The sequence below is a fragment of the Streptomyces sp. ISL-94 genome (genome assembly GCF_018614075.1).
GTDB lineage: Bacteria > Actinomycetota > Actinomycetes > Streptomycetales > Streptomycetaceae > Streptomyces.
This window is the reverse complement of sequence record NZ_JAGGOZ010000034.1, coordinates 16144-33520: the sequence shown is the minus strand read 5'-3', so window position 1 is coordinate 33520 and position 17377 is coordinate 16144. Positions and strand designations below refer to the sequence as shown.

General features: G+C 66.8%; 28 protein-coding genes. All 28 read left to right on the top strand.

Features of this window, described 5'->3' with window-relative positions; genetic code table 11:
* Window positions 1-9: 9 nt before the first annotated feature.
* The 28 genes from rpsS (at window position 10) to J7E94_RS13425 (ending at window position 17271) form a co-directional block, all read left to right on the top strand.
* The gene (rpsS, locus tag J7E94_RS13560) at window positions 10-291 is read left to right on the top strand and encodes a 30S ribosomal protein S19 (RefSeq protein WP_008739713.1); all 282 of its coding nucleotides are present in this window, start codon (window positions 10-12) and stop codon (window positions 289-291) included.
* A gap of 43 nt (window positions 292-334) precedes the next feature.
* Complete coding sequence (gene rplV / locus J7E94_RS13555; protein WP_037792011.1) at window positions 335-682, top strand: 50S ribosomal protein L22; 348 nt, start codon at window positions 335-337, stop codon at window positions 680-682.
* Complete coding sequence (gene rpsC / locus J7E94_RS13550) at window positions 682-1524, top strand: 30S ribosomal protein S3 (RefSeq protein ID WP_008739710.1); 843 nt, start codon at window positions 682-684, stop codon at window positions 1522-1524. Before rplV ends, rpsC begins: the two co-directional genes overlap by 1 nt.
* A gap of 5 nt (window positions 1525-1529) precedes the next feature.
* A complete protein-coding gene (rplP, locus tag J7E94_RS13545) occupies window positions 1530-1949 on the top strand; it encodes a 50S ribosomal protein L16 (RefSeq protein WP_030026326.1) in 420 nt (139 codons plus the stop codon).
* Window positions 1949-2173: a 50S ribosomal protein L29 gene (rpmC, locus tag J7E94_RS13540; RefSeq protein WP_073912892.1), complete on the top strand. Its 225-nt coding sequence runs from the start codon at window positions 1949-1951 to the stop codon at window positions 2171-2173. Before rplP ends, rpmC begins: the two co-directional genes overlap by 1 nt.
* Complete coding sequence (rpsQ, locus tag J7E94_RS13535; protein ID WP_030773830.1) at window positions 2173-2457, top strand: 30S ribosomal protein S17; 285 nt, start codon at window positions 2173-2175, stop codon at window positions 2455-2457. Before rpmC ends, rpsQ begins: the two co-directional genes overlap by 1 nt.
* A 106-nt stretch (window positions 2458-2563) precedes the next feature.
* Window positions 2564-2932, top strand: a complete 369-nt coding sequence (gene rplN / locus J7E94_RS13530) for a 50S ribosomal protein L14 (RefSeq protein WP_003956455.1) — start codon at window positions 2564-2566, stop codon at window positions 2930-2932.
* Between the two features lie 2 nt (window positions 2933-2934).
* On the top strand, window positions 2935-3246 hold the full coding sequence (gene rplX / locus J7E94_RS13525; protein WP_030008468.1) for a 50S ribosomal protein L24: 312 nt from the start codon (window positions 2935-2937) through the stop codon (window positions 3244-3246).
* The gene (gene rplE, locus J7E94_RS13520) at window positions 3246-3797 is read left to right on the top strand and encodes a 50S ribosomal protein L5 (RefSeq protein ID WP_030008469.1); all 552 of its coding nucleotides are present in this window, start codon (window positions 3246-3248) and stop codon (window positions 3795-3797) included. The genes rplX and rplE overlap by 1 nt, the downstream gene beginning before the upstream one ends.
* Window positions 3798-3802: 5 nt before the next feature.
* Window positions 3803-3988 (top strand): type Z 30S ribosomal protein S14, encoded by a 186-nt coding sequence (locus J7E94_RS13515; RefSeq protein WP_003956452.1) that lies wholly within the window; start codon window positions 3803-3805, stop codon window positions 3986-3988.
* A gap of 223 nt (window positions 3989-4211) precedes the next feature.
* The gene (gene rpsH, locus J7E94_RS13510) at window positions 4212-4610 is read left to right on the top strand and encodes a 30S ribosomal protein S8 (protein WP_007265911.1); all 399 of its coding nucleotides are present in this window, start codon (window positions 4212-4214) and stop codon (window positions 4608-4610) included.
* A 20-nt stretch (window positions 4611-4630) separates the two neighbouring features.
* A complete protein-coding gene (gene rplF, locus J7E94_RS13505; RefSeq protein ID WP_215015307.1) occupies window positions 4631-5170 on the top strand; it encodes a 50S ribosomal protein L6 in 540 nt (179 codons plus the stop codon).
* Window positions 5171-5172: 2 nt separating this feature from the next.
* Window positions 5173-5556, top strand: a complete 384-nt coding sequence (gene rplR, locus J7E94_RS13500) for a 50S ribosomal protein L18 (RefSeq protein WP_030008471.1) — start codon at window positions 5173-5175, stop codon at window positions 5554-5556.
* A gap of 45 nt (window positions 5557-5601) precedes the next feature.
* Window positions 5602-6207 carry a 30S ribosomal protein S5 gene (gene rpsE, locus J7E94_RS13495; protein WP_030298218.1) on the top strand — a complete coding sequence of 202 codons (606 nt, stop codon included), beginning with the start codon at window positions 5602-5604 and terminating at the stop codon, window positions 6205-6207.
* On the top strand, window positions 6207-6389 hold the full coding sequence (rpmD, locus tag J7E94_RS13490) for a 50S ribosomal protein L30 (RefSeq protein ID WP_053682614.1): 183 nt from the start codon (window positions 6207-6209) through the stop codon (window positions 6387-6389). Before rpsE ends, rpmD begins: the two co-directional genes overlap by 1 nt.
* Window position 6390: 1 nt before the next feature.
* Window positions 6391-6846, top strand: a complete 456-nt coding sequence (gene rplO / locus J7E94_RS13485) for a 50S ribosomal protein L15 (RefSeq protein WP_053682613.1) — start codon at window positions 6391-6393, stop codon at window positions 6844-6846.
* A 187-nt stretch (window positions 6847-7033) separates the two neighbouring features.
* Window positions 7034-8347, top strand: coding sequence for a preprotein translocase subunit SecY (gene secY, locus J7E94_RS13480; protein ID WP_215015305.1), 1314 nt, complete (start codon window positions 7034-7036; stop codon window positions 8345-8347).
* Entirely contained in the window at window positions 8347-8994 is a 648-nt protein-coding gene (locus J7E94_RS13475; protein WP_215015303.1) for an adenylate kinase, read from the top strand. Before secY ends, J7E94_RS13475 begins: the two co-directional genes overlap by 1 nt.
* Window positions 8995-9085: 91 nt before the next feature.
* Window positions 9086-9946 carry a type I methionyl aminopeptidase gene (gene map / locus J7E94_RS13470; RefSeq protein WP_215015301.1) on the top strand — a complete coding sequence of 287 codons (861 nt, stop codon included), beginning with the start codon at window positions 9086-9088 and terminating at the stop codon, window positions 9944-9946.
* Between the two features lie 138 nt (window positions 9947-10084).
* Entirely contained in the window at window positions 10085-10306 is a 222-nt protein-coding gene (gene infA, locus J7E94_RS13465) for a translation initiation factor IF-1 (protein WP_003956442.1), read from the top strand.
* A gap of 74 nt (window positions 10307-10380) precedes the next feature.
* Window positions 10381-10494, top strand: coding sequence for a 50S ribosomal protein L36 (gene rpmJ, locus J7E94_RS13460; RefSeq protein ID WP_003956441.1), 114 nt, complete (start codon window positions 10381-10383; stop codon window positions 10492-10494).
* Between the two features lie 199 nt (window positions 10495-10693).
* Complete coding sequence (rpsM, locus tag J7E94_RS13455; RefSeq protein WP_150518306.1) at window positions 10694-11074, top strand: 30S ribosomal protein S13; 381 nt, start codon at window positions 10694-10696, stop codon at window positions 11072-11074.
* Between the two features lie 54 nt (window positions 11075-11128).
* The gene (gene rpsK / locus J7E94_RS13450; RefSeq protein WP_003956432.1) at window positions 11129-11533 is read left to right on the top strand and encodes a 30S ribosomal protein S11; all 405 of its coding nucleotides are present in this window, start codon (window positions 11129-11131) and stop codon (window positions 11531-11533) included.
* Between the two features lie 150 nt (window positions 11534-11683).
* Window positions 11684-12706 (top strand): DNA-directed RNA polymerase subunit alpha, encoded by a 1023-nt coding sequence (locus J7E94_RS13445; protein ID WP_008739666.1) that lies wholly within the window; start codon window positions 11684-11686, stop codon window positions 12704-12706.
* Between the two features lie 162 nt (window positions 12707-12868).
* On the top strand, window positions 12869-13342 hold the full coding sequence (gene rplQ, locus J7E94_RS13440; RefSeq protein WP_215015299.1) for a 50S ribosomal protein L17: 474 nt from the start codon (window positions 12869-12871) through the stop codon (window positions 13340-13342).
* A gap of 106 nt (window positions 13343-13448) precedes the next feature.
* Window positions 13449-14300 carry a tRNA pseudouridine(38-40) synthase TruA gene (gene truA, locus J7E94_RS13435; RefSeq protein WP_215015298.1) on the top strand — a complete coding sequence of 284 codons (852 nt, stop codon included), beginning with the start codon at window positions 13449-13451 and terminating at the stop codon, window positions 14298-14300.
* Window positions 14301-14352: 52 nt separating this feature from the next.
* Entirely contained in the window at window positions 14353-15972 is a 1620-nt protein-coding gene (locus tag J7E94_RS13430; protein WP_374224436.1) for an ABC-F family ATP-binding cassette domain-containing protein, read from the top strand.
* 45 nt (window positions 15973-16017) lie between these two features.
* Complete coding sequence (locus J7E94_RS13425) at window positions 16018-17271, top strand: glycosyltransferase family 87 protein (RefSeq protein ID WP_215015294.1); 1254 nt, start codon at window positions 16018-16020, stop codon at window positions 17269-17271.
* Window positions 17272-17377 lie beyond the last annotated feature (106 nt).

The following is a 17377-nucleotide window of genomic DNA, read 5'->3' as shown; positions in this document are numbered from 1 at the left end:
CGGGTTTAGATGCCGCGCAGTCTCAAGAAGGGGCCCTTCGTCGACGACCACCTCGTAAAGAAGGTGGACGTCCAGAACGAAGCCGGCACCAAGAACGTCATCAAGACCTGGTCCCGTCGCTCGATGATCATCCCCAGCATGCTGGGTCACACCATCGCGGTGCACAACGGCAAGACCCACGTCCCGGTGTTCGTCACCGAGTCGATGGTCGGCCACAAGCTCGGCGAGTTCTCGCCGACTCGCACCTTCCGCGGCCACGTCAAGGACGACCGGAAGTCGAAGCGCCGCTAAAGGCGGGGTGGTTACGACTATGACTTACACCGAAGGGACAACCATGGAAGCCAGGGCCCAGGCGCGGTACATCCGCGTCACGCCCATGAAGGCCCGCCGAGTGGTGGACCTTATCCGTGGCATGGATGCCACGGAGGCTCAGGCGGTCCTGCGTTTCGCCCCGCAGGCCGCGAGCGTGCCGGTTGGCAAGGTGCTTGACAGCGCCATCGCCAATGCCGCACACAACTACAACCACCCGGACGCCTCCACGCTGGTCATCAGCGAGGCGTTCGTGGACGAGGGCCCGACCCTGAAGCGGTTCCGTCCGCGTGCGCAGGGCCGTGCCTACCGGATCCGCAAGCGGACCAGCCACATCACCGTGGTCGTCAGCAGCAAGGAAGGTTCCCGGTAATGGGCCAGAAGGTAAACCCGCACGGGTTCCGGCTCGGCATCACCACCGACTTCAAGTCGCGTTGGTACGCCGACAAGCTGTACAAGGACTACGTCAAGGAAGACGTCGCCATCCGTCGGATGATGACGTCCGGCATGGAGCGCGCCGGCATCTCGAAGGTTGAGATCGAGCGCACCCGTGACCGCGTGCGTGTGGACATCCACACCGCTCGTCCGGGCATCGTCATCGGCCGCCGTGGCGCCGAGGCCGACCGCATCCGCGGTGACCTCGAGAAGCTCACGGGCAAGCAGGTCCAGCTGAACATCCTCGAGGTCAAGAACCCCGAGCTTGACGCTCAGCTGGTTGCCCAGGCCGTTGCCGAGCAGCTCTCCTCCCGCGTCTCCTTCCGTCGCGCCATGCGTAAGAGCATGCAGGGCACGATGAAGGCCGGCGCCAAGGGCATCAAGATCCAGTGTGGCGGCCGTCTCGGCGGCGCCGAGATGTCCCGCTCCGAGTTCTACCGCGAGGGTCGTGTGCCGCTGCACACGCTGCGCGCGAACGTGGACTACGGCTTCTTCGAGGCCAAGACCACCTTCGGCCGTATCGGTGTGAAGGTCTGGATCTACAAGGGCGACGTCAAGAACATCGCCGAGGTTCGCGCCGAGAACGCTGCGGCCCGTGCGGGTAACCGCCCGGCCCGTGGCGCGCAGGGCGCTGGCGACCGTCCCGCCGGCCGTGGTGGCCGTGGTGGCGAGCGCGGCGGCCGTGGTGGCCGCAAGCCGCAGCAGGCTGCTGGTGCCGAGGCCCCCAAGGCCGACGCTCCCGCCGCCGCTCCGGCCGAGAGCACCGGAACGGAGGCCTGACCGACATGCTGATCCCTCGTAGGGTCAAGCACCGCAAGCAGCACCACCCGAAGCGCCGCGGTATGGCCAAGGGCGGTACTGAGGTCTCGTTCGGCGAGTACGGCATCCAGGCGCTGACCCCGGCGTACGTGACGAACCGCCAGATCGAGGCGGCTCGTATCGCGATGACCCGCCACATCAAGCGTGGCGGCAAGGTCTGGATCAACATCTACCCGGACCGCCCGCTCACCAAGAAGCCTGCCGAGACCCGCATGGGTTCCGGTAAGGGTTCTCCCGAGTGGTGGATCGCGAACGTGCACCCGGGCCGGGTCATGTTCGAGCTGTCCTACCCGAACGAGAAGATTGCTCGTGAGGCGCTCACCCGCGCTGCTCACAAGCTTCCGATGAAGTGCCGGATTGTTCGGCGCGAGGCAGGTGAGTCGTGATGGCGACGGGAACCAAGGCGTCCGAGCTGCGTGAGCTCGGCAACGAGGAGCTCGTTGGCAAGCTGCGCGAGGCCAAGGAGGAGCTGTTCAAGCTCCGCTTCCAGGCGGCCACGGGTCAGCTGGAGAACAACGGCCGGCTCAGGTCCGTCCGCAAGGACATCGCTCGCATCTACACCCTGATGCACGAGCGTGAGCTCGGTATCGAGACGGTGGAGAGCGCCTGATGAGCGAGAACAACGTGACTGAGAACAAGACCGAGCGCGGTTTCCGCAAGACCCGTGAGGGTCTGGTCGTCAGCGACAAGATGGACAAGACCGTCGTCGTCGCCGTCGAGGACCGCGTGAAGCACGCCCTGTACGGCAAGGTCATCCGCCGTACGAACAAGCTCAAGGCGCACGACGAGCAGAACGCTGCCGGCGTCGGCGACCGCGTCCTCATCATGGAGACGCGTCCGCTGTCGGCGAGCAAGCGCTGGCGCATCGTCGAGATCCTCGAGAAGGCCAAGTAAGTATCTGAGGGGTTTCCCTCAGGTTCGTTCCGCCAGGCTCGGTGGGGGCTGCCGCTCTTCGGAGTAAAGCCCCCGCCGGGAACCGGCAGACAATCAGGAGATAGACGTGATCCAGCAGGAGTCGCGACTGCGTGTCGCCGACAACACTGGTGCCAAGGAGATCCTTTGCATCCGTGTTCTCGGTGGCTCCGGTCGCCGCTACGCGGGCATCGGTGACGTCATCGTCGCCACCGTCAAGGACGCGATCCCCGGTGGCAACGTGAAGAAGGGTGACGTCGTCAAGGCGGTCATCGTTCGCACCGTCAAGGAGCGCCGCCGCCAGGACGGCTCGTACATCCGCTTCGACGAGAACGCCGCTGTCATTCTCAAGAACGACGGCGACCCTCGCGGCACCCGTATCTTCGGCCCCGTGGGCCGTGAGCTGCGCGAGAAGAAGTTCATGAAGATCATCTCGCTCGCGCCGGAGGTGCTGTAAGCATGAAGATCAAGAAGGGCGACCTGGTCCAGGTCATCACCGGTAAGGACAAGGGCAAGCAGGGCAAGGTCATCGTTGCCTTCCCCGCCGACAACCGTGTCCTCGTCGAGGGTGTCAACCGGGTCAAGAAGCACACCAAGGCTGCGCAGAACCAGGCCGGTGGCATTGTGATCACCGAGGCCCCGGTCCACGTCAGCAACGTTCAGCTGGTTGTGGAGAAGGACGGCAAGAAGGTCGTCACCCGCGTCGGCTACCGCTTCGACGACGAGGGCAACAAGATCCGCGTTGCCAAGCGGACGGGTGAGGACATCTGATGGCTACCACTCCGCGTCTCAAGACGAAGTACCGCGAGGACATCGCGGGCAAGCTGCGTGAGGAGTTCTCCTACGAGAACGTCATGCAGATTCCCGGCCTCGTGAAGATCGTGGTCAACATGGGTGTGGGCGACGCCGCCCGCGACTCCAAGCTGATCGACGGCGCCATCAAGGACCTGACGACGATCACCGGTCAGAAGCCGGCCGTCACGAAGGCCCGCAAGTCCATCGCGCAGTTCAAGCTGCGCGAGGGTCAGCCGATCGGCTGCCACGTCACCCTCCGCGGTGACCGCATGTGGGAGTTCCTGGACCGTACGCTGTCGCTCGCGCTGCCGCGTATCCGTGACTTCCGCGGTCTGTCGCCGAAGCAGTTCGACGGCCGTGGCAACTACACCTTCGGTCTCACGGAGCAGGTCATGTTCCACGAGATCGACCAGGACAAGATCGACCGTACCCGGGGTATGGACATCACCGTGGTCACCACGGCGACCAACGACGCTGAGGGCCGCGCGCTCCTTCGTCACCTCGGCTTCCCCTTCAAGGAGGCGTAAGCGAGATGGCGAAGAAGGCTCTCATCGCGAAGGCTGCCCGCAAGCCCAAGTTCGGTGTGCGTGCGTACACCCGCTGCCAGCGCTGCGGTCGCCCCCACTCCGTGTACCGCAAGTTCGGCCTGTGCCGCGTCTGCCTTCGTGAGATGGCTCACCGTGGCGAGCTGCCGGGCGTGACCAAGAGCTCCTGGTAAATCACCCTCGTCCGCAAGGACTTGGGCGGTACCAGGCACTCTCGGTAAGCATCTGGACGGCGGGTGCCCGGCCGCGCATGCCTTAGGCTTGTGTGGTTGGGCGTCCGCCGCCCATAACGACTTACTACGCCGTAGGTCCCCGCACCGCACCCGTCCCGCCACTGAGTGGGGAGAGGGATGGCGCATACAGGAAACCCCGGCGAGAGAGGCCGAAGGCCACTTCATGACCATGACTGACCCGATCGCAGACATGCTCACGCGTCTGCGTAACGCTAACTCGGCGTACCACGACACCGTCGTGATGCCGCACAGCAAGATCAAGTCGCACATCGCAGAGATCCTCAAGCAGGAGGGTTTCATCACCGGCTGGAAGGTCGAGGACGCCGAGGTCGGCAAGAACCTCGTCCTCGAGCTGAAGTTCGGGCCGAACCGCGAGCGCTCCATTGCGGGCATCAAGCGGATCTCGAAGCCCGGTCTGCGTGTGTACGCGAAGTCCACCAACCTGCCGAAGGTCCTCGGCGGCCTGGGCGTGGCGATCATCTCCACGTCCCACGGTCTCCTGACCGGTCAGCAGGCAGGCAAGAAGGGCGTAGGTGGGGAAGTCCTCGCCTACGTCTGGTAGTCGGGAACGGAGGAAAAGCAATGTCGCGAATCGGCAAGCTCCCCATCCAGGTTCCCGCCGGTGTGGACGTCACCATCGATGGCCAGACGGTCGCTGTGAAGGGCCCCAAGGGTTCCCTCGCGCACACCGTTAAGGCGCCCATCGCAGTCGTCAAGGACGAGGACGGCGTTCTGAACGTCACCCGCCCGAACGACGAGCGTCAGAACAAGGCCCTGCACGGCCTGTCCCGCACGCTGGTGGCGAACATGATCACCGGTGTGACCACGGGATACGTCAAGGCTCTCGAGATCAGCGGTGTCGGTTACCGCGTGGCCGCGAAGGGCTCCGACCTGGAGTTCCAGCTCGGCTACAGCCACCCGATCCTGGTGGAGGCGCCCGAGGGCATCTCCTTCAAGGTCGAGTCGCCGACCAAGTTCTCGGTCGAGGGCATCGACAAGCAGAAGGTCGGCGAGGTCGCCGCCAACATCCGCAAGCTGCGGAAGCCCGACCCGTACAAGGCCAAGGGTGTCAAGTACGCCGGCGAAGTCATCCGCCGCAAGGTCGGAAAGGCTGGTAAGTAGCCATGGCATACGGTGTGAAGATCGCCAAGGGAGACGCGTACAAGCGCGCTGCCAAGGCTCGCCGCCACATCCGCATCCGCAAGAACGTCTCGGGTACGGCGGAGCGTCCGCGCCTCGTCGTGACGCGTTCGAACCGCAACATCGTTGCTCAGGTCATCGACGACCTCCAGGGTCACACCCTGGCGTCGGCGTCGACCCTGGACGCTTCGATCCGCGGTGGCGAAGGCGACAAGAGCTCGCAGGCTCAGGCTGTCGGCGCGCTCGTCGCCGAGCGTGCCAAGGCCGCGGGTGTCGAGACCGTCGTGTTCGACCGCGGTGGCAACCGATACGCCGGGCGCATTGCCGCTCTGGCTGACGCCGCCCGCGAAGCCGGGCTGAAGTTCTAAGCCCCGGTTCCGGGACTCACGGACGTAACAGAGAGAGGTAATCCAATGGCTGGACCCCAGCGCCGCGGAAGCGGTGCCGGTGGCGGCGAGCGGCGGGACCGGAAGGGTCGCGACGGTGGCCCTGCCGCCGAGAAGACCGCTTACGTTGAGCGCGTTGTCGCGATCAACCGCGTCGCCAAGGTTGTCAAGGGTGGTCGCCGCTTCAGCTTCACCGCGCTGGTCGTGGTGGGCGACGGTGACGGCACTGTAGGTGTCGGTTACGGCAAGGCCAAGGAAGTTCCCGCGGCCATTGCCAAGGGTGTCGAGGAAGCCAAGAAGAACTTCTTCAAGGTTCCGCGCATCCAGGGCACCATTCCTCACCCGATCACGGGCGAGCGTGCCGCGGGCGTCGTGCTGCTGAAGCCGGCTTCCCCCGGTACCGGTGTTATCGCCGGTGGCCCGGTGCGCGCCGTTCTGGAGTGCGCCGGCGTTCACGACATCCTGTCGAAGTCGCTCGGCTCGTCCAACGCGATCAACATCGTGCACGCGACCGTTGCTGCGCTCAAGGGCCTGCAGCGTCCCGAGGAGATCGCGGCTCGCCGTGGTCTGCCCCTCGAGGACGTCGCCCCCGCGGCTCTGCTTCGTGCCCGTGCCGGGGCGGGTGCTGCGTAATGGCCCGCCTCAAGATCACGCAGACGAAGTCGTACATCGGCAGCAAGCAGAACCACCGCGACACTCTGCGTTCGCTCGGGCTCAAGCGCCTGAACGACGTGGTCGTCAAGGAGGACCGCCCCGAGTTCCGCGGAATGGTGCAGACCGTCCGCCACCTCGTGACGGTTGAGGAGGTTGACTAACATGGCTGAGAACAGCCCGCTGAAGGCCCACAACCTCCGTCCCGCCCCCGGTGCCAAGACCGCGAAGACCCGTGTCGGTCGTGGTGAGGCGTCGAAGGGTAAGACGGCCGGTCGTGGTACGAAGGGCCAGAAGGCCCGCTACCAGATCCCGCAGCGCTTCGAGGGTGGGCAGATGCCCCTCCACATGCGCCTGCCGAAGCTCAAGGGCTTCAAGAACCCGTTCCGCACCGAGTTCCAGGTTGTCAACCTGGACAAGCTCGGCGCTCTCTACCCCGAGGGTGGAGAGGTCACGGTGGCCGACCTGGTCGCCAAGGGCGCGGTTCGCAAGAACAGCCTCGTCAAGGTCCTGGGCCAGGGCGAGATCTCCGTGGCGCTGCAGGTTTCGGTTGACGCCGTCTCCGGCTCCGCCAAGGAGAAGATCGCCGCCGCCGGTGGCACTGTCACCGAGCTCGTCTAAGACGAATTCAGTGGCTAAATAGCTCGAAACCCGACCGGGGATGCCTCACATATGGGGCATCCCCGGTTGGTCGTTCCACGGGGGGCGCAGTCGCCGGTAAGGTGGCCTGCACCTTTGCATGTACGTATTCGTCGATCCCTCAGACCGTCACCTCTGACGCAGTAGCGCGGGGGTCGCAGGAGGCACCGTGCTCACCGCGTTCGCCCGGGCGTTCAAGACGCCCGACCTGCGCAAGAAGCTGCTCTTCACGCTCGGCATCATCGTGCTGTTCCGGCTCGGGTCCCACATCCCGGTACCCGGCGTGAGCTACAAGAACGTTCAGATCTGTGTCGACCAGGCAGGCAACAGCAACGGGCTGTTCGGTCTCGTCAACATGTTCAGCGGCGGTGCGCTGCTGCAGATCACGATCTTCGCGCTCGGCATCATGCCGTACATCACGGCGAGCATCATCCTGCAGCTGCTGACCGTGGTCATCCCGAAGCTGGAGAACCTCAAAAAAGAGGGACAGTCCGGCACGGCGAAGATCACCCAGTACACGCGCTATCTGACGGTCGCGCTCGCGATCCTGCAGGGCACCGGCCTCGTCGCCACCGCCCGCACCGGTGCCCTGTTCCAGGGCTGCCAGGTCGCCAGCCAGATCGTCCCGGACCGGTCCATCTTCACCACGATCGTCATGGTGGTCACCATGACCGCCGGTACCTGTGTCGTCATGTGGCTCGGTGAGCTCGTCACCGACCGCGGCATCGGCAACGGCATGTCGATCCTCATGTTCATCTCCATCGCCGCCGGCTTCATCGGCGCCCTCTGGCAGATCAAGCTCCAGGGCAAGATCGCCGACGGCTGGGTCGAGTTCGGCGTCGTCATCCTCGTCGGCCTCGCGATGGTCGCCCTGGTGGTCTTCGTCGAGCAGGCGCAGCGACGGATCCCGGTCCAGTACGCGAAGCGCATGATCGGTCGCCGTGCGTACGGCGGCACCTCGACCTACATCCCGCTCAAGGTGAACCAGGCCGGTGTGATCCCGGTCATCTTCGCCTCGTCGCTGCTGTACATCCCGGCACTGATCGTCCAGTTCAGCGGGTCCACCGCGGGCTGGGCCACCTGGATCCAGAAGCACTTCGTCAAGGGCGACCACCCGTACTACATCGCGGCCTACTTCCTCTTGATCGTCTTCTTCGCGTTCTTCTACGTGGCGATTTCCTTCAACCCCGAGGAAGTTGCAGACAACATGAAGAAGTATGGTGGGTTCATCCCGGGTATCCGCGCCGGTCGACCTACCGCCGAGTACCTGAGTTACGTACTCAACCGGATCACCTGGCCGGGGTCGCTGTACCTGGGTCTCATCGCTCTTGTGCCGACGATGGCGTTGGCCGGCTTCGGAGCGAACCAGAACTTCCCGTTCGGCGGGACGAGCATCCTCATCATCGTGGGTGTCGGTCTGGAAACCGTGAAGCAGATCGAGAGCCAGCTCCAGCAGCGTAATTACGAAGGGTTCCTCCGCTGATGCGAATCGTCCTCGTCGGACCGCCCGGTGCGGGCAAGGGAACGCAGGCCGCGTTCCTTGCCAAGAACCTGTCGATCCCGCACATCTCCACGGGCGACCTGTTCCGGGCCAACATCAGCCAGGGCACCGATCTCGGCAAGCAGGCCAAGGCGTACATGGACGCCGGCGACCTGGTCCCCGACTCGGTCACCATCGGTATGGCCAAGGACCGGATGGAGCAGCCGGACGCCGCGAACGGCTTCCTGCTCGACGGTTTCCCGCGCAACGTCTCGCAGGCCGAGGCGCTCGACGTGATGCTCCAGGCGGAGGGCATGAAGCTCGACGCCGTCCTCGACCTGGAGGTCGAGGAGGACGAGGTCGTCAAGCGGATCGCCGGCCGCCGGATCTGCCGCAACGAGTCGGCCCACGTCTTCCACGTGACGTACGCCCCGCCGAAGGCCCAGGGTGTCTGCGACACCTGCGGCGGCGAGCTGTACCAGCGCGGCGACGACTCCGAGGCCACGGTGCGCAACCGGCTGGAGGTCTACCACACGCAGACCGAGCCGATCATCGACTACTACAAGGCCCAGGGCCTGCTGGTGACCATCCCGGCCCTCGGTGAGGTCGCGGACGTCACCAAGCGTGCGATGGACGCCCTCAAGAAGTAGTACCCCCGCTGTGCGGATATGGCCGCGGTGTCCTCAGGACACCGCGGCCGTACTGTTGAGAAGACTCGTTTCGAAGCTGGAAGGCGTTTTTATGGTCCAGATCAAGACCCCCGAGCAGATCGCGAAGATGCGCGAGGCGGGGCTGGTCGTCGCGGCGATCCACGCGGCGACCCGTGAGGCGGCCGTTCCGGGCGCCACGACACGGGATCTGGACATGGTGGCCCGCAAGGTGATCGCCGATGCCGGGGCCAAGTCGAACTTCCTCGGCTACGGCGGCTTCCCCGCGACCATCTGCACCTCGGTGAACGAGGTCGTCGTCCACGGCATCCCGGACGACAAGACGGTCCTCAAGGACGGCGACATCATCTCGATCGACGCCGGCGCGATCGTCGACGGCTGGCACGGCGACGCCGCCTACACCGCCTTCGTGGGCACCGGGCACGCCCCTGAGCTCCTGGAGCTCTCCAGGGTGACCGAGGAGTCCATGTGGGCCGGCATCGCCGCCATGAAGCTCGGCAACCGCCTCGTGGACATCTCGAAGGCGATCGAGACGTACATCAAGCGCCAGCCGCGCCCGACCACGGGTGAGCACAGCCTCGGCAAGTTCGGGATCATCGAGGACTACGGCGGCCACGGCATCGGGTCCGAGATGCACATGGACCCCCACCTGCTGAACTACGTCTCGCGCAAGCGGGGCAAGGGGATCAAGCTCGTCCCGGGCGTCTGCCTGGCGATCGAGCCGATGGTCTCCCTGGGCACGGCCCAGACGGAGGTCCTGGCGGACGACTGGACGGTCATCACGACGGACGGCACCTGGTCCTCGCACTGGGAGCACTCCATCGCGCTGACGGAGGCCGGGCCCATCGTCCTGACCTCCCCGGACTGCGGTAAGGCCAAGCTGGCGGAGTACGGGGTCACCACGGCCCCCGACCCCCTCGGCCTGGCCGGTTAACGATCTACACTCTTGGGCACACTTTCCGGATTCGTCTTTATGGGTGCCCTGACGTAGACTGACTCGTCGGCTCTCGTGCACTTCCATGCCTGCATGGCGCACGAGGCCGATCAAGGTAGCCGATTCGAAAGGCGAAGCGTGGCCAAGAAGCAAGGTGCCATCGAAATCGAGGGCACCGTGATCGAGTCCCTCCCGAACGCGATGTTCAAGGTGGAACTCCAGAACGGTCACAAGGTCCTCGCGCACATCAGCGGCAAGATGCGCATGCACTACATCCGCATCCTCCCTGATGACCGGGTTGTCGTGGAGCTGTCTCCGTACGACCTGACGCGTGGCCGGATCGTCTACCGATACAAGTAGATCTTGTCTTCACTCCCGCCTGGGCGACTTGTCCCGGCGCGGGTGGTGGCACTGACCCGGAGAACCTCACCAACATGAAGGTCAAGCCGAGCGTCAAGAAGATCTGCGACAAGTGCAAGGTGATCCGCCGTCACGGTCGGGTCATGGTCATCTGCGACAACCTGCGCCACAAGCAGCGCCAGGGCTGACGCACGCCGACCGACCTGCCTTCCGCAGTTCTTCGCGCGACGTAAGAAAACGTACATACGCAGAACCCGCCCAGCCCTGAGAGGGGCCGGCGGTACCTCCGGCGGGGGCCGGGGACCCGGGCGTACCACCACCCATCAGGTGTGGTCGGCGGTCGGGGTCGGTTCTGCGGAAGACCCCCGAACACACAGGAGCCATTGAATGGCACGCGTTTCCGGTGTTGACATCCCGCGCGAAAAGCGTGTGGAGATCGCACTTACCTACGTCTTCGGTGTCGGTCGCACCCGGTCCAAGGAAATCCTTGCGGCCACCGGTGTGAACCCGAACACCCGCGTTCGTGACCTGGCCGAAGAGGACCTGGTCAAGATCCGCGAGTACGTGGACGCCAACCTCCGCACCGAGGGTGACCTCCGCCGCGAGATCCAGGCTGACATCCGCCGCAAGGTCGAGATCCAGTGCTACCAGGGCATCCGTCACCGTCGTGGCCTGCCCGTGCACGGTCAGCGCACCAGCACGAACGCCCGTACCCGCAAGGGTCCGCGTCGCGCGATCGCCGGTAAGAAGAAGCCGGGCAAGAAGTAGTCCTGTTCAGCGGTCTTGCGCTGTAGGACCGACCACCTCCCGTAGGAGATTTAGATGCCCCCCAAGGGTCGTCAGGGCGCTGCCAAGAAGGTGCGCCGCAAGGAAAAGAAGAACGTCGCTCACGGGCACGCCCACATCAAGAGCACGTTCAACAACACCATCGTTTCGATCACCGACCCCTCGGGCAACGTGATCTCCTGGGCCTCCGCCGGCCACGTCGGCTTCAAGGGCTCGCGCAAGTCCACCCCCTTCGCCGCGCAGATGGCCGCCGAGTCGGCCGCCCGCCGCGCGCAGGAGCACGGCATGCGCAAGGTTGACGTCTTCGTCAAGGGTCCGGGTTCCGGCCGCGAGACCGCGATCCGCTCCCTCCAGGCCACCGGCCTCGAGGTCGGCTCGATCCAGGACGTCACCCCCACCCCGCACAACGGCTGCCGCCCGCCGAAGCGCCGCCGCGTCTGACGCAGCGGACGCACCTGTGCGTTCTTGAGTGTCCGGGCGGTACGAACCCTTCGGGGGACGTACCGCCCGTACCCTTGTAGTAGCCGTGCCCCGGTACGGCATCCCGTCGGGCGTCAAATAGTGGGCGTCCACGACTGAAGGAACACAGACATGCTTATCGCTCAGCGTCCTTCGCTGACCGAAGAGGTCGTCGACGAGTACCGCTCGCGGTTCGTGATCGAGCCGCTGGAGCCGGGCTTCGGCTACACCCTCGGCAACTCCCTGCGCCGTACGCTCCTGTCCTCGATCCCGGGTGCCGCTGTCACCAGCATCCGCGTGGACGGCGTCCTGCACGAGTTCACCACCGTGCCGGGTGTCAAGGAAGACGTCACCGACATCATCCTCAACATCAAGCAGCTGGTCGTCTCCTCGGAGCACGACGAGCCGGTCGTGATGTACCTGCGCAAGCAGGGTCCCGGCCTGGTCACCGCTGCCGACATCGCGCCCCCGGCCGGTGTCGAGGTGCACAACCCGGACCTCGTCCTCGCCACGCTCAACGGCAAGGGCAAGCTGGAGATGGAGCTGACCGTCGAGCGCGGTCGCGGCTACGTCTCCGCCGTCCAGAACAAGCAGCTGGGCCAGGAGATCGGTCGCATCCCGATCGACTCCATCTACAGCCCGGTCCTCAAGGTCACCTACAAGGTCGAGGCGACCCGAGTCGAGCAGCGCACCGACTTCGACAAGCTGATCGTCGACGTCGAGACCAAGCAGGCCATGCGCCCGCGTGACGCCATGGCGTCCGCCGGCAAGACCCTGGTCGAGCTGTTCGGTCTGGCGCGCGAGCTCAACATCGACGCCGAGGGCATCGACATGGGCCCCTCGCCGACGGACGCGGCCCTGGCCGCCGATCTGGCGCTGCCGATCGAGGAGCTCGAGCTCACGGTCCGCTCGTACAACTGCCTCAAGCGCGAGGGCATCCACTCCGTGGGTGAGCTCGTGGCGCGTTCCGAGGCCGACCTGCTCGACATCCGCAACTTCGGTGCGAAGTCGATCGACGAGGTCAAGGCGAAGCTGGCCGGCATGGGCCTGGCCCTCAAGGACAGCCCGCCCGGATTCGACCCGACCGCCGCCGCCGACGCGTTCGGCGCGGACGACGACGCCGATGCCGGTTTCGTCGAGACCGAGCAGTACTGATCCTTCCCGTCGCCGGCGGTTGAGGTCTTGGCCTCGATCGCCGGCCGGGTTTGATTTGCCCGGGCCCGGCAGGGCCCTGACGAGACTTTCCCGCGGCATCCGCCTCGGGGGAACTGACACCGGTACCTGACACGGCCGGTGCAGATATGAAGGAGTATCACCATGCCGCGTCCCGCAAAGGGTGCCCGTCTGGGCGGCAGCGCCGCGCACGAGAAGCACCTCCTCGCGAACCTCGCGAAGGCGCTCTTCGAGCACGGCCGCATCACCACCACCGAGGCCAAGGCCCGTCGCCTGCGTCCCTACGCCGAGCGTCTGGTCACCAAGGCCAAGAAGGGCGACATCCACAACCGTCGCCTGGTGCTGCAGACGATCACGGACAAGAGCATCGTGCACACGCTGTTCACCGAGATCGCCCCGCGCTACGAGAACCGCCCCGGTGGTTACACGCGCATCACCAAGATCGGCAACCGTCGTGGCGACAACGCCCCGATGGCCGTGATCGAGCTGGTCGAGGCCCTCACGGTCGCCCAGCAGGCCACTGGTGAGGCCGAGGCCGCCACCAAGCGCGCGGTGAAGGAGGCGGAGGCTCAGGCCGAGGCCACCGAGACCCCCGCCGAGGAGACCAAGGAGGCCTGATCCCCCGGGATCACGTCTGCTTGATCGGCTCTGAACGGGCCCGCCCCTTCCCGGGGCGGGCCCGTTCGGCATTCGTTGGAAAGATGCGGCTGAGAGGATCGGTCACGTGAGTGACGAGGTGGAGCCCGGGCACGTCCGGGTGCGGCTGGACCTGAGCTACGACGGCAAGGACTTCTCGGGCTGGGCGAAGCAGCGCGTGCTGCGGACCGTCCAGGGCGAGCTGGAGTCGGCCCTGCAGACCGTGATGCGGCTGTCCGAGCCGGTCGAGCTGACCGTGGCCGGGCGTACCGACGCGGGCGTGCACGCGCGCGGGCAGGTCGCGCAGTTCGACCTGGCCGAGGAGGTGTGGGCCGAGCACCACGACAAGCTCCTGCGCCGCCTCGCCGGCCGGCTGCCGCACGACGTGCGGGTGTGGAAGGTCGCCGAGGCTCCCCAGGGCTTCAACGCGAGGTTCTCGGCGATCTGGCGCCGCTACGCCTACCGCGTCGGCGACCACCAGGGAGGGGTCGACCCGCTGCGCCGCGGCCACGTGCTGTGGCACCCGTGGCCCTTGGACGTGGACGCCATGAACGAGGCCGCCGCCCCGCTGCTCGGCGAGCACGACTTCGCCGCTTACTGCCGTAAGCGAGAGGGGGCCACGACCATCCGCACGCTCCAGCAGCTCAGCTGGGAGCGCGGCGAGGACGGGGTCGTCACCGCGACCGTCCGCGCCGATGCCTTCTGCCACAACATGGTCCGCTCGCTGGTCGGTGCCCTGCTGCACGTCGGGGACGGCCACCGGCCGACCGACTGGCCCGGCAAGGTGCTGCAGGCGGCCGTACGGGACTCCTCGGTGCACGTGGTCAAGCCGCACGGGCTCACCCTGGAGGAGGTCGGCTACCCGGCGGACGAGCTGCTGGCCGCGCGCAGCAAGGAAGCGCGCAACCTGCGGACACTGCCGGGCGCCGGCTGCTGCTAGGTACCCGATAAGCGTTTGGGCGGATCGGTGCCGGACCTGGACAATGCCCGGCATGGGACATCTCGAAGCCAGCCACCTGGAGTACTACCTTCCCGACGGGCGGGTACTGCTCCCTGACGTCTCCTTCCGGGTGGGGGAGGGGGCGGTGGTCGCTCTCGTGGGGGCGAACGGGGCCGGCAAGACCACCCTGCTCAAGCTGATCTCCGGGGAGCTCCAGCCGCACGGCGGCGGGGTCACCGTCAGCGGCGGGCTCGGCGTGATGTCGCAGTTCGTGGGCTCCGTACGGGACGAGACGACCGTACGTGACCTGCTGGTCTCGGTGTCCCAGCCGCGCATCCGGGAGGCTGCCGAGGCCGTGGACCGGGCCGAGCAGCTGATCCTGACGGTCGACGACGAGGCCGCGCAGATGGCCTACGCGCAGGCGCTCAGCGACTGGGCCGACGTCCAGGGGTACGAGGCCGAGACCCTGTGGGACGTGTGCACCATGGCCGCGCTGGCCATCCCGTACGACACCGCGCAGTTCCGCGAGGTGCGCACGCTCTCCGGCGGTGAGCAGAAGCGGCTGGTCCTGGAGGCGCTGCTGCGCGGGCCGGACGAGGTGCTGCTGCTCGACGAGCCGGACAACTACCTCGACGTCCCGGGCAAGCGGTGGCTGGAGGACCAGCTCAAGGCCACCCGCAAGACCGTCCTCTTCGTCTCGCACGACCGCGAGCTGCTGTCCCGCGCCGCCGAGAAGATCATCAGCCTGGAGCCGAGCCCGATGGGCACGGACGTGTGGGTGCACGGCGCGGGCTTCGACACCTACCACGAGGCCCGCAAGGAGCGCTTCGCCCGCTTCGAGGAGCTCAAGCGGCGCTGGGACGAGGAGCACGCCCGCCTCAAGGCCCTGGTGCTGCGGCTGCGCAACCAGGCCGCGAGCAGCCCCGACATGGCCTCGCGCTACCGGGCGATGCAGACCCGCTTCCAGAAGTTCGAGGAGGCCGGCCCGCCGCCGGAGCCGCCGCGCGAGCAGGACATCCGGATGCGGCTCAAGGGCGGCCGTACGGGCGTGCGCGCCCTCACCGTCGAGAACCTGGAGCTCACGGGCCTGATGAAGCCCTTCTCCCTGGAGGTCTTCTACGGGGAGCGGGTGGCGGTGCTCGGCTCGAACGGCTCCGGGAAGTCGCACTTCCTGCGGCTGCTGGCGGGCGAGGACGTCAAGCACGCCGGCACCTGGAAGCTGGGTGCACGCGTGGTCCCCGGCCACTTCGCGCAGACCCACGCCCACCCCGAGCTGTTCGGCCGCACGCTCGTCGACATCCTGTGGACGGAGGCCGCGAAGCCGCTCGGCGCCGCGATGGGCGTCCTGCGCCGGTACGAGCTGGAGCGCCAGGGCGACCAGAAGTTCGAGAAGCTCTCGGGCGGCCAGCAGGCGCGTTTCCAGATCCTGCTGCTGGAGCTGGCCGGGACCACGGCGCTGCTGCTGGACGAGCCGACGGACAACCTGGACCTGGAGTCCGCGGAGGCGCTCCAGGACGGACTGGAGGCGTACGAGGGCACTGTGTTGTGTGTCACGCACGATCGCTGGTTCGCGCGCACTTTTGACCGTTACCTGGTCTTCGGTTCGGACGGTGTGGTGCGGGAGACTCAGGAGCCCGTCTGGGACGAGCGGCGGGTCGAACGGAAGCGGTAGGAGCGAGGGGGAGGCGTCGTGGGCCTGCGGCCTAGCATCTGGCTCATGAAGTGGGAGAGCCCGGCCGCCGGGAACCGCCTGATCGACTGGCTGCTGAGGCCGTCCTCGCGCCCCCTGCAGCTCGCCTCCCTCGCGGTGGTCCTCGGGATCGCCGTGTCCACGAGCCTGCGGGAGAACTGGGGCTCGGACAACGCCTTCGTGGTCAAGGCCGCGCAGACGCTGCTGGCGGGCGGCTCCCCGTACGAGGACAGGCGCTTCCTGTACCTGCCGAGCGCGGTGCTCATGGCGGTCCCGGAGGCGATGCTTCCGCAGACGGCCCTGAGGTGGCTGCTGCCGGTCGGGATGTCCGGGCTGCTGGGCGCCGGCTGGCTGGCCGCGCTGCGGCTGTTCTCGGTGCCGCTGCGCTCGCGCCTGGCGGTCGGCGGTTTCGCGGTCCTGGCCCTCGCCTACAAGCCGTACGTGAACCTCGTGCTGATCGGGAACTGGACGGCCATCTCGGCGGCCGCGCTGCCGGTGGCGCTGCTGCTCGCGCACCGCAGGGCGTGGGGCGCGGCCGGGCTGGTGGTCGGGCTGGCCATCGCCTGCAAGCCGATGCTGGTGCCGATCGGGCTGCTGTTCCTGCTGGCCCGGCAGTGGCGGGGGCTGGCCGCGGCCGTGCTGGTGCCGCTGGGGACCTCGCTGGCCGGCGCGCTGATGATGCCGAGCCCGTCGCTGTTCTTCACCAAGACCCTGCCGTTCCTGTTCCAGGGCCAGGACTCCTACGCGCTGCCGTGGGACGCCTCGCCGATCGCGGTGCTGCCGCGGCTGGGGGTGCCGGAGCCGCTGGCCGTGCTGGCGGCCTTCGCCGGCGCCGGGGCCGGGCTGTGGGGGGCGTGGGCGCGGTGGCGGCGGACAGACGACTGCGACCAGGGCGAACTGCGGCTGGTGGAGACGGCCTGCATGGTGATGCTCGCCGCATTCCTGGTCTCGCGGCCGTCCTTCGACCACTACCTGCTCGTGGTGCTGCCGCTGCTGCTGGCCTCGGCGGTCCGGCCGGGCTCGATGCCGCGCTCGCCCTGGTTCTGGCTGGCGCTGACGCCCCAGGTGGCCTTGATCCCGTGGCCCTCGGAGCTGGCCCACAAGCGGCGCGCCTTCAAGGACTGCGCCACCCTGTGCGGGCTCGCGATTCTGCTGGCGCGTCGTGCGCTGCGCTCCGGTCGGGTTACTCTAGGGCCCGTAACAACTGCGGGGTCCCCACCCAGGACCGAACCGGAGTGCGCCGCGACGCCAGCAGGATCGGCATCGCGGACCGCGTTTTGACCCGTACGGGTCTTCTTGGGTATTCTGCTGGTTTGTTATGCGTATTGGCTTGCTCATTCTCACGTGAAAGGGCCTTACGCCGGTCCACCGGGCCGATAACCAGCGG

Excerpts from the sequence above, each read along its gene's own strand:
- rpsS (WP_008739713.1), top strand. The coding sequence starts at position 10 with ATGCCGCGCAGTCTCAAGAAGGGGCCCTTCGTCGACGACCACCTCGTA.
- rplV (WP_037792011.1), top strand. The coding sequence starts at position 335 with ATGGAAGCCAGGGCCCAGGCGCGGTACATCCGCGTCACGCCCATGAAG.
- rpsC (WP_008739710.1), top strand. The coding sequence starts at position 682 with ATGGGCCAGAAGGTAAACCCGCACGGGTTCCGGCTCGGCATCACCACC.
- rplP (WP_030026326.1), top strand. The coding sequence starts at position 1,530 with ATGCTGATCCCTCGTAGGGTCAAGCACCGCAAGCAGCACCACCCGAAG.
- rpmC (WP_073912892.1), top strand. The coding sequence starts at position 1,949 with ATGGCGACGGGAACCAAGGCGTCCGAGCTGCGTGAGCTCGGCAACGAG.
- rpsQ (WP_030773830.1), top strand. The coding sequence starts at position 2,173 with ATGAGCGAGAACAACGTGACTGAGAACAAGACCGAGCGCGGTTTCCGC.
- rplX (WP_030008468.1), top strand. The coding sequence starts at position 2,935 with ATGAAGATCAAGAAGGGCGACCTGGTCCAGGTCATCACCGGTAAGGAC.
- rplE (WP_030008469.1), top strand. The coding sequence starts at position 3,246 with ATGGCTACCACTCCGCGTCTCAAGACGAAGTACCGCGAGGACATCGCG.
- J7E94_RS13515 (WP_003956452.1), top strand. The coding sequence starts at position 3,803 with ATGGCGAAGAAGGCTCTCATCGCGAAGGCTGCCCGCAAGCCCAAGTTC.
- rpsH (WP_007265911.1), top strand. The coding sequence starts at position 4,212 with ATGACCATGACTGACCCGATCGCAGACATGCTCACGCGTCTGCGTAAC.
- rplF (WP_215015307.1), top strand. The coding sequence starts at position 4,631 with ATGTCGCGAATCGGCAAGCTCCCCATCCAGGTTCCCGCCGGTGTGGAC.
- rplR (WP_030008471.1), top strand. The coding sequence starts at position 5,173 with ATGGCATACGGTGTGAAGATCGCCAAGGGAGACGCGTACAAGCGCGCT.
- rpsE (WP_030298218.1), top strand. The coding sequence starts at position 5,602 with ATGGCTGGACCCCAGCGCCGCGGAAGCGGTGCCGGTGGCGGCGAGCGG.
- rpmD (WP_053682614.1), top strand. The coding sequence starts at position 6,207 with ATGGCCCGCCTCAAGATCACGCAGACGAAGTCGTACATCGGCAGCAAG.
- rplO (WP_053682613.1), top strand. The coding sequence starts at position 6,391 with ATGGCTGAGAACAGCCCGCTGAAGGCCCACAACCTCCGTCCCGCCCCC.
- J7E94_RS13475 (WP_215015303.1), top strand. The coding sequence starts at position 8,347 with ATGCGAATCGTCCTCGTCGGACCGCCCGGTGCGGGCAAGGGAACGCAG.
- map (WP_215015301.1), top strand. The coding sequence starts at position 9,086 with ATGGTCCAGATCAAGACCCCCGAGCAGATCGCGAAGATGCGCGAGGCG.
- rpmJ (WP_003956441.1), top strand. The coding sequence starts at position 10,381 with ATGAAGGTCAAGCCGAGCGTCAAGAAGATCTGCGACAAGTGCAAGGTG.
- rpsM (WP_150518306.1), top strand. The coding sequence starts at position 10,694 with ATGGCACGCGTTTCCGGTGTTGACATCCCGCGCGAAAAGCGTGTGGAG.
- rpsK (WP_003956432.1), top strand. The coding sequence starts at position 11,129 with ATGCCCCCCAAGGGTCGTCAGGGCGCTGCCAAGAAGGTGCGCCGCAAG.
- J7E94_RS13445 (WP_008739666.1), top strand. The coding sequence starts at position 11,684 with ATGCTTATCGCTCAGCGTCCTTCGCTGACCGAAGAGGTCGTCGACGAG.
- rplQ (WP_215015299.1), top strand. The coding sequence starts at position 12,869 with ATGCCGCGTCCCGCAAAGGGTGCCCGTCTGGGCGGCAGCGCCGCGCAC.
- J7E94_RS13430 (WP_374224436.1), top strand. The coding sequence starts at position 14,353 with ATGGGACATCTCGAAGCCAGCCACCTGGAGTACTACCTTCCCGACGGG.
- J7E94_RS13425 (WP_215015294.1), top strand. The coding sequence starts at position 16,018 with ATGAAGTGGGAGAGCCCGGCCGCCGGGAACCGCCTGATCGACTGGCTG.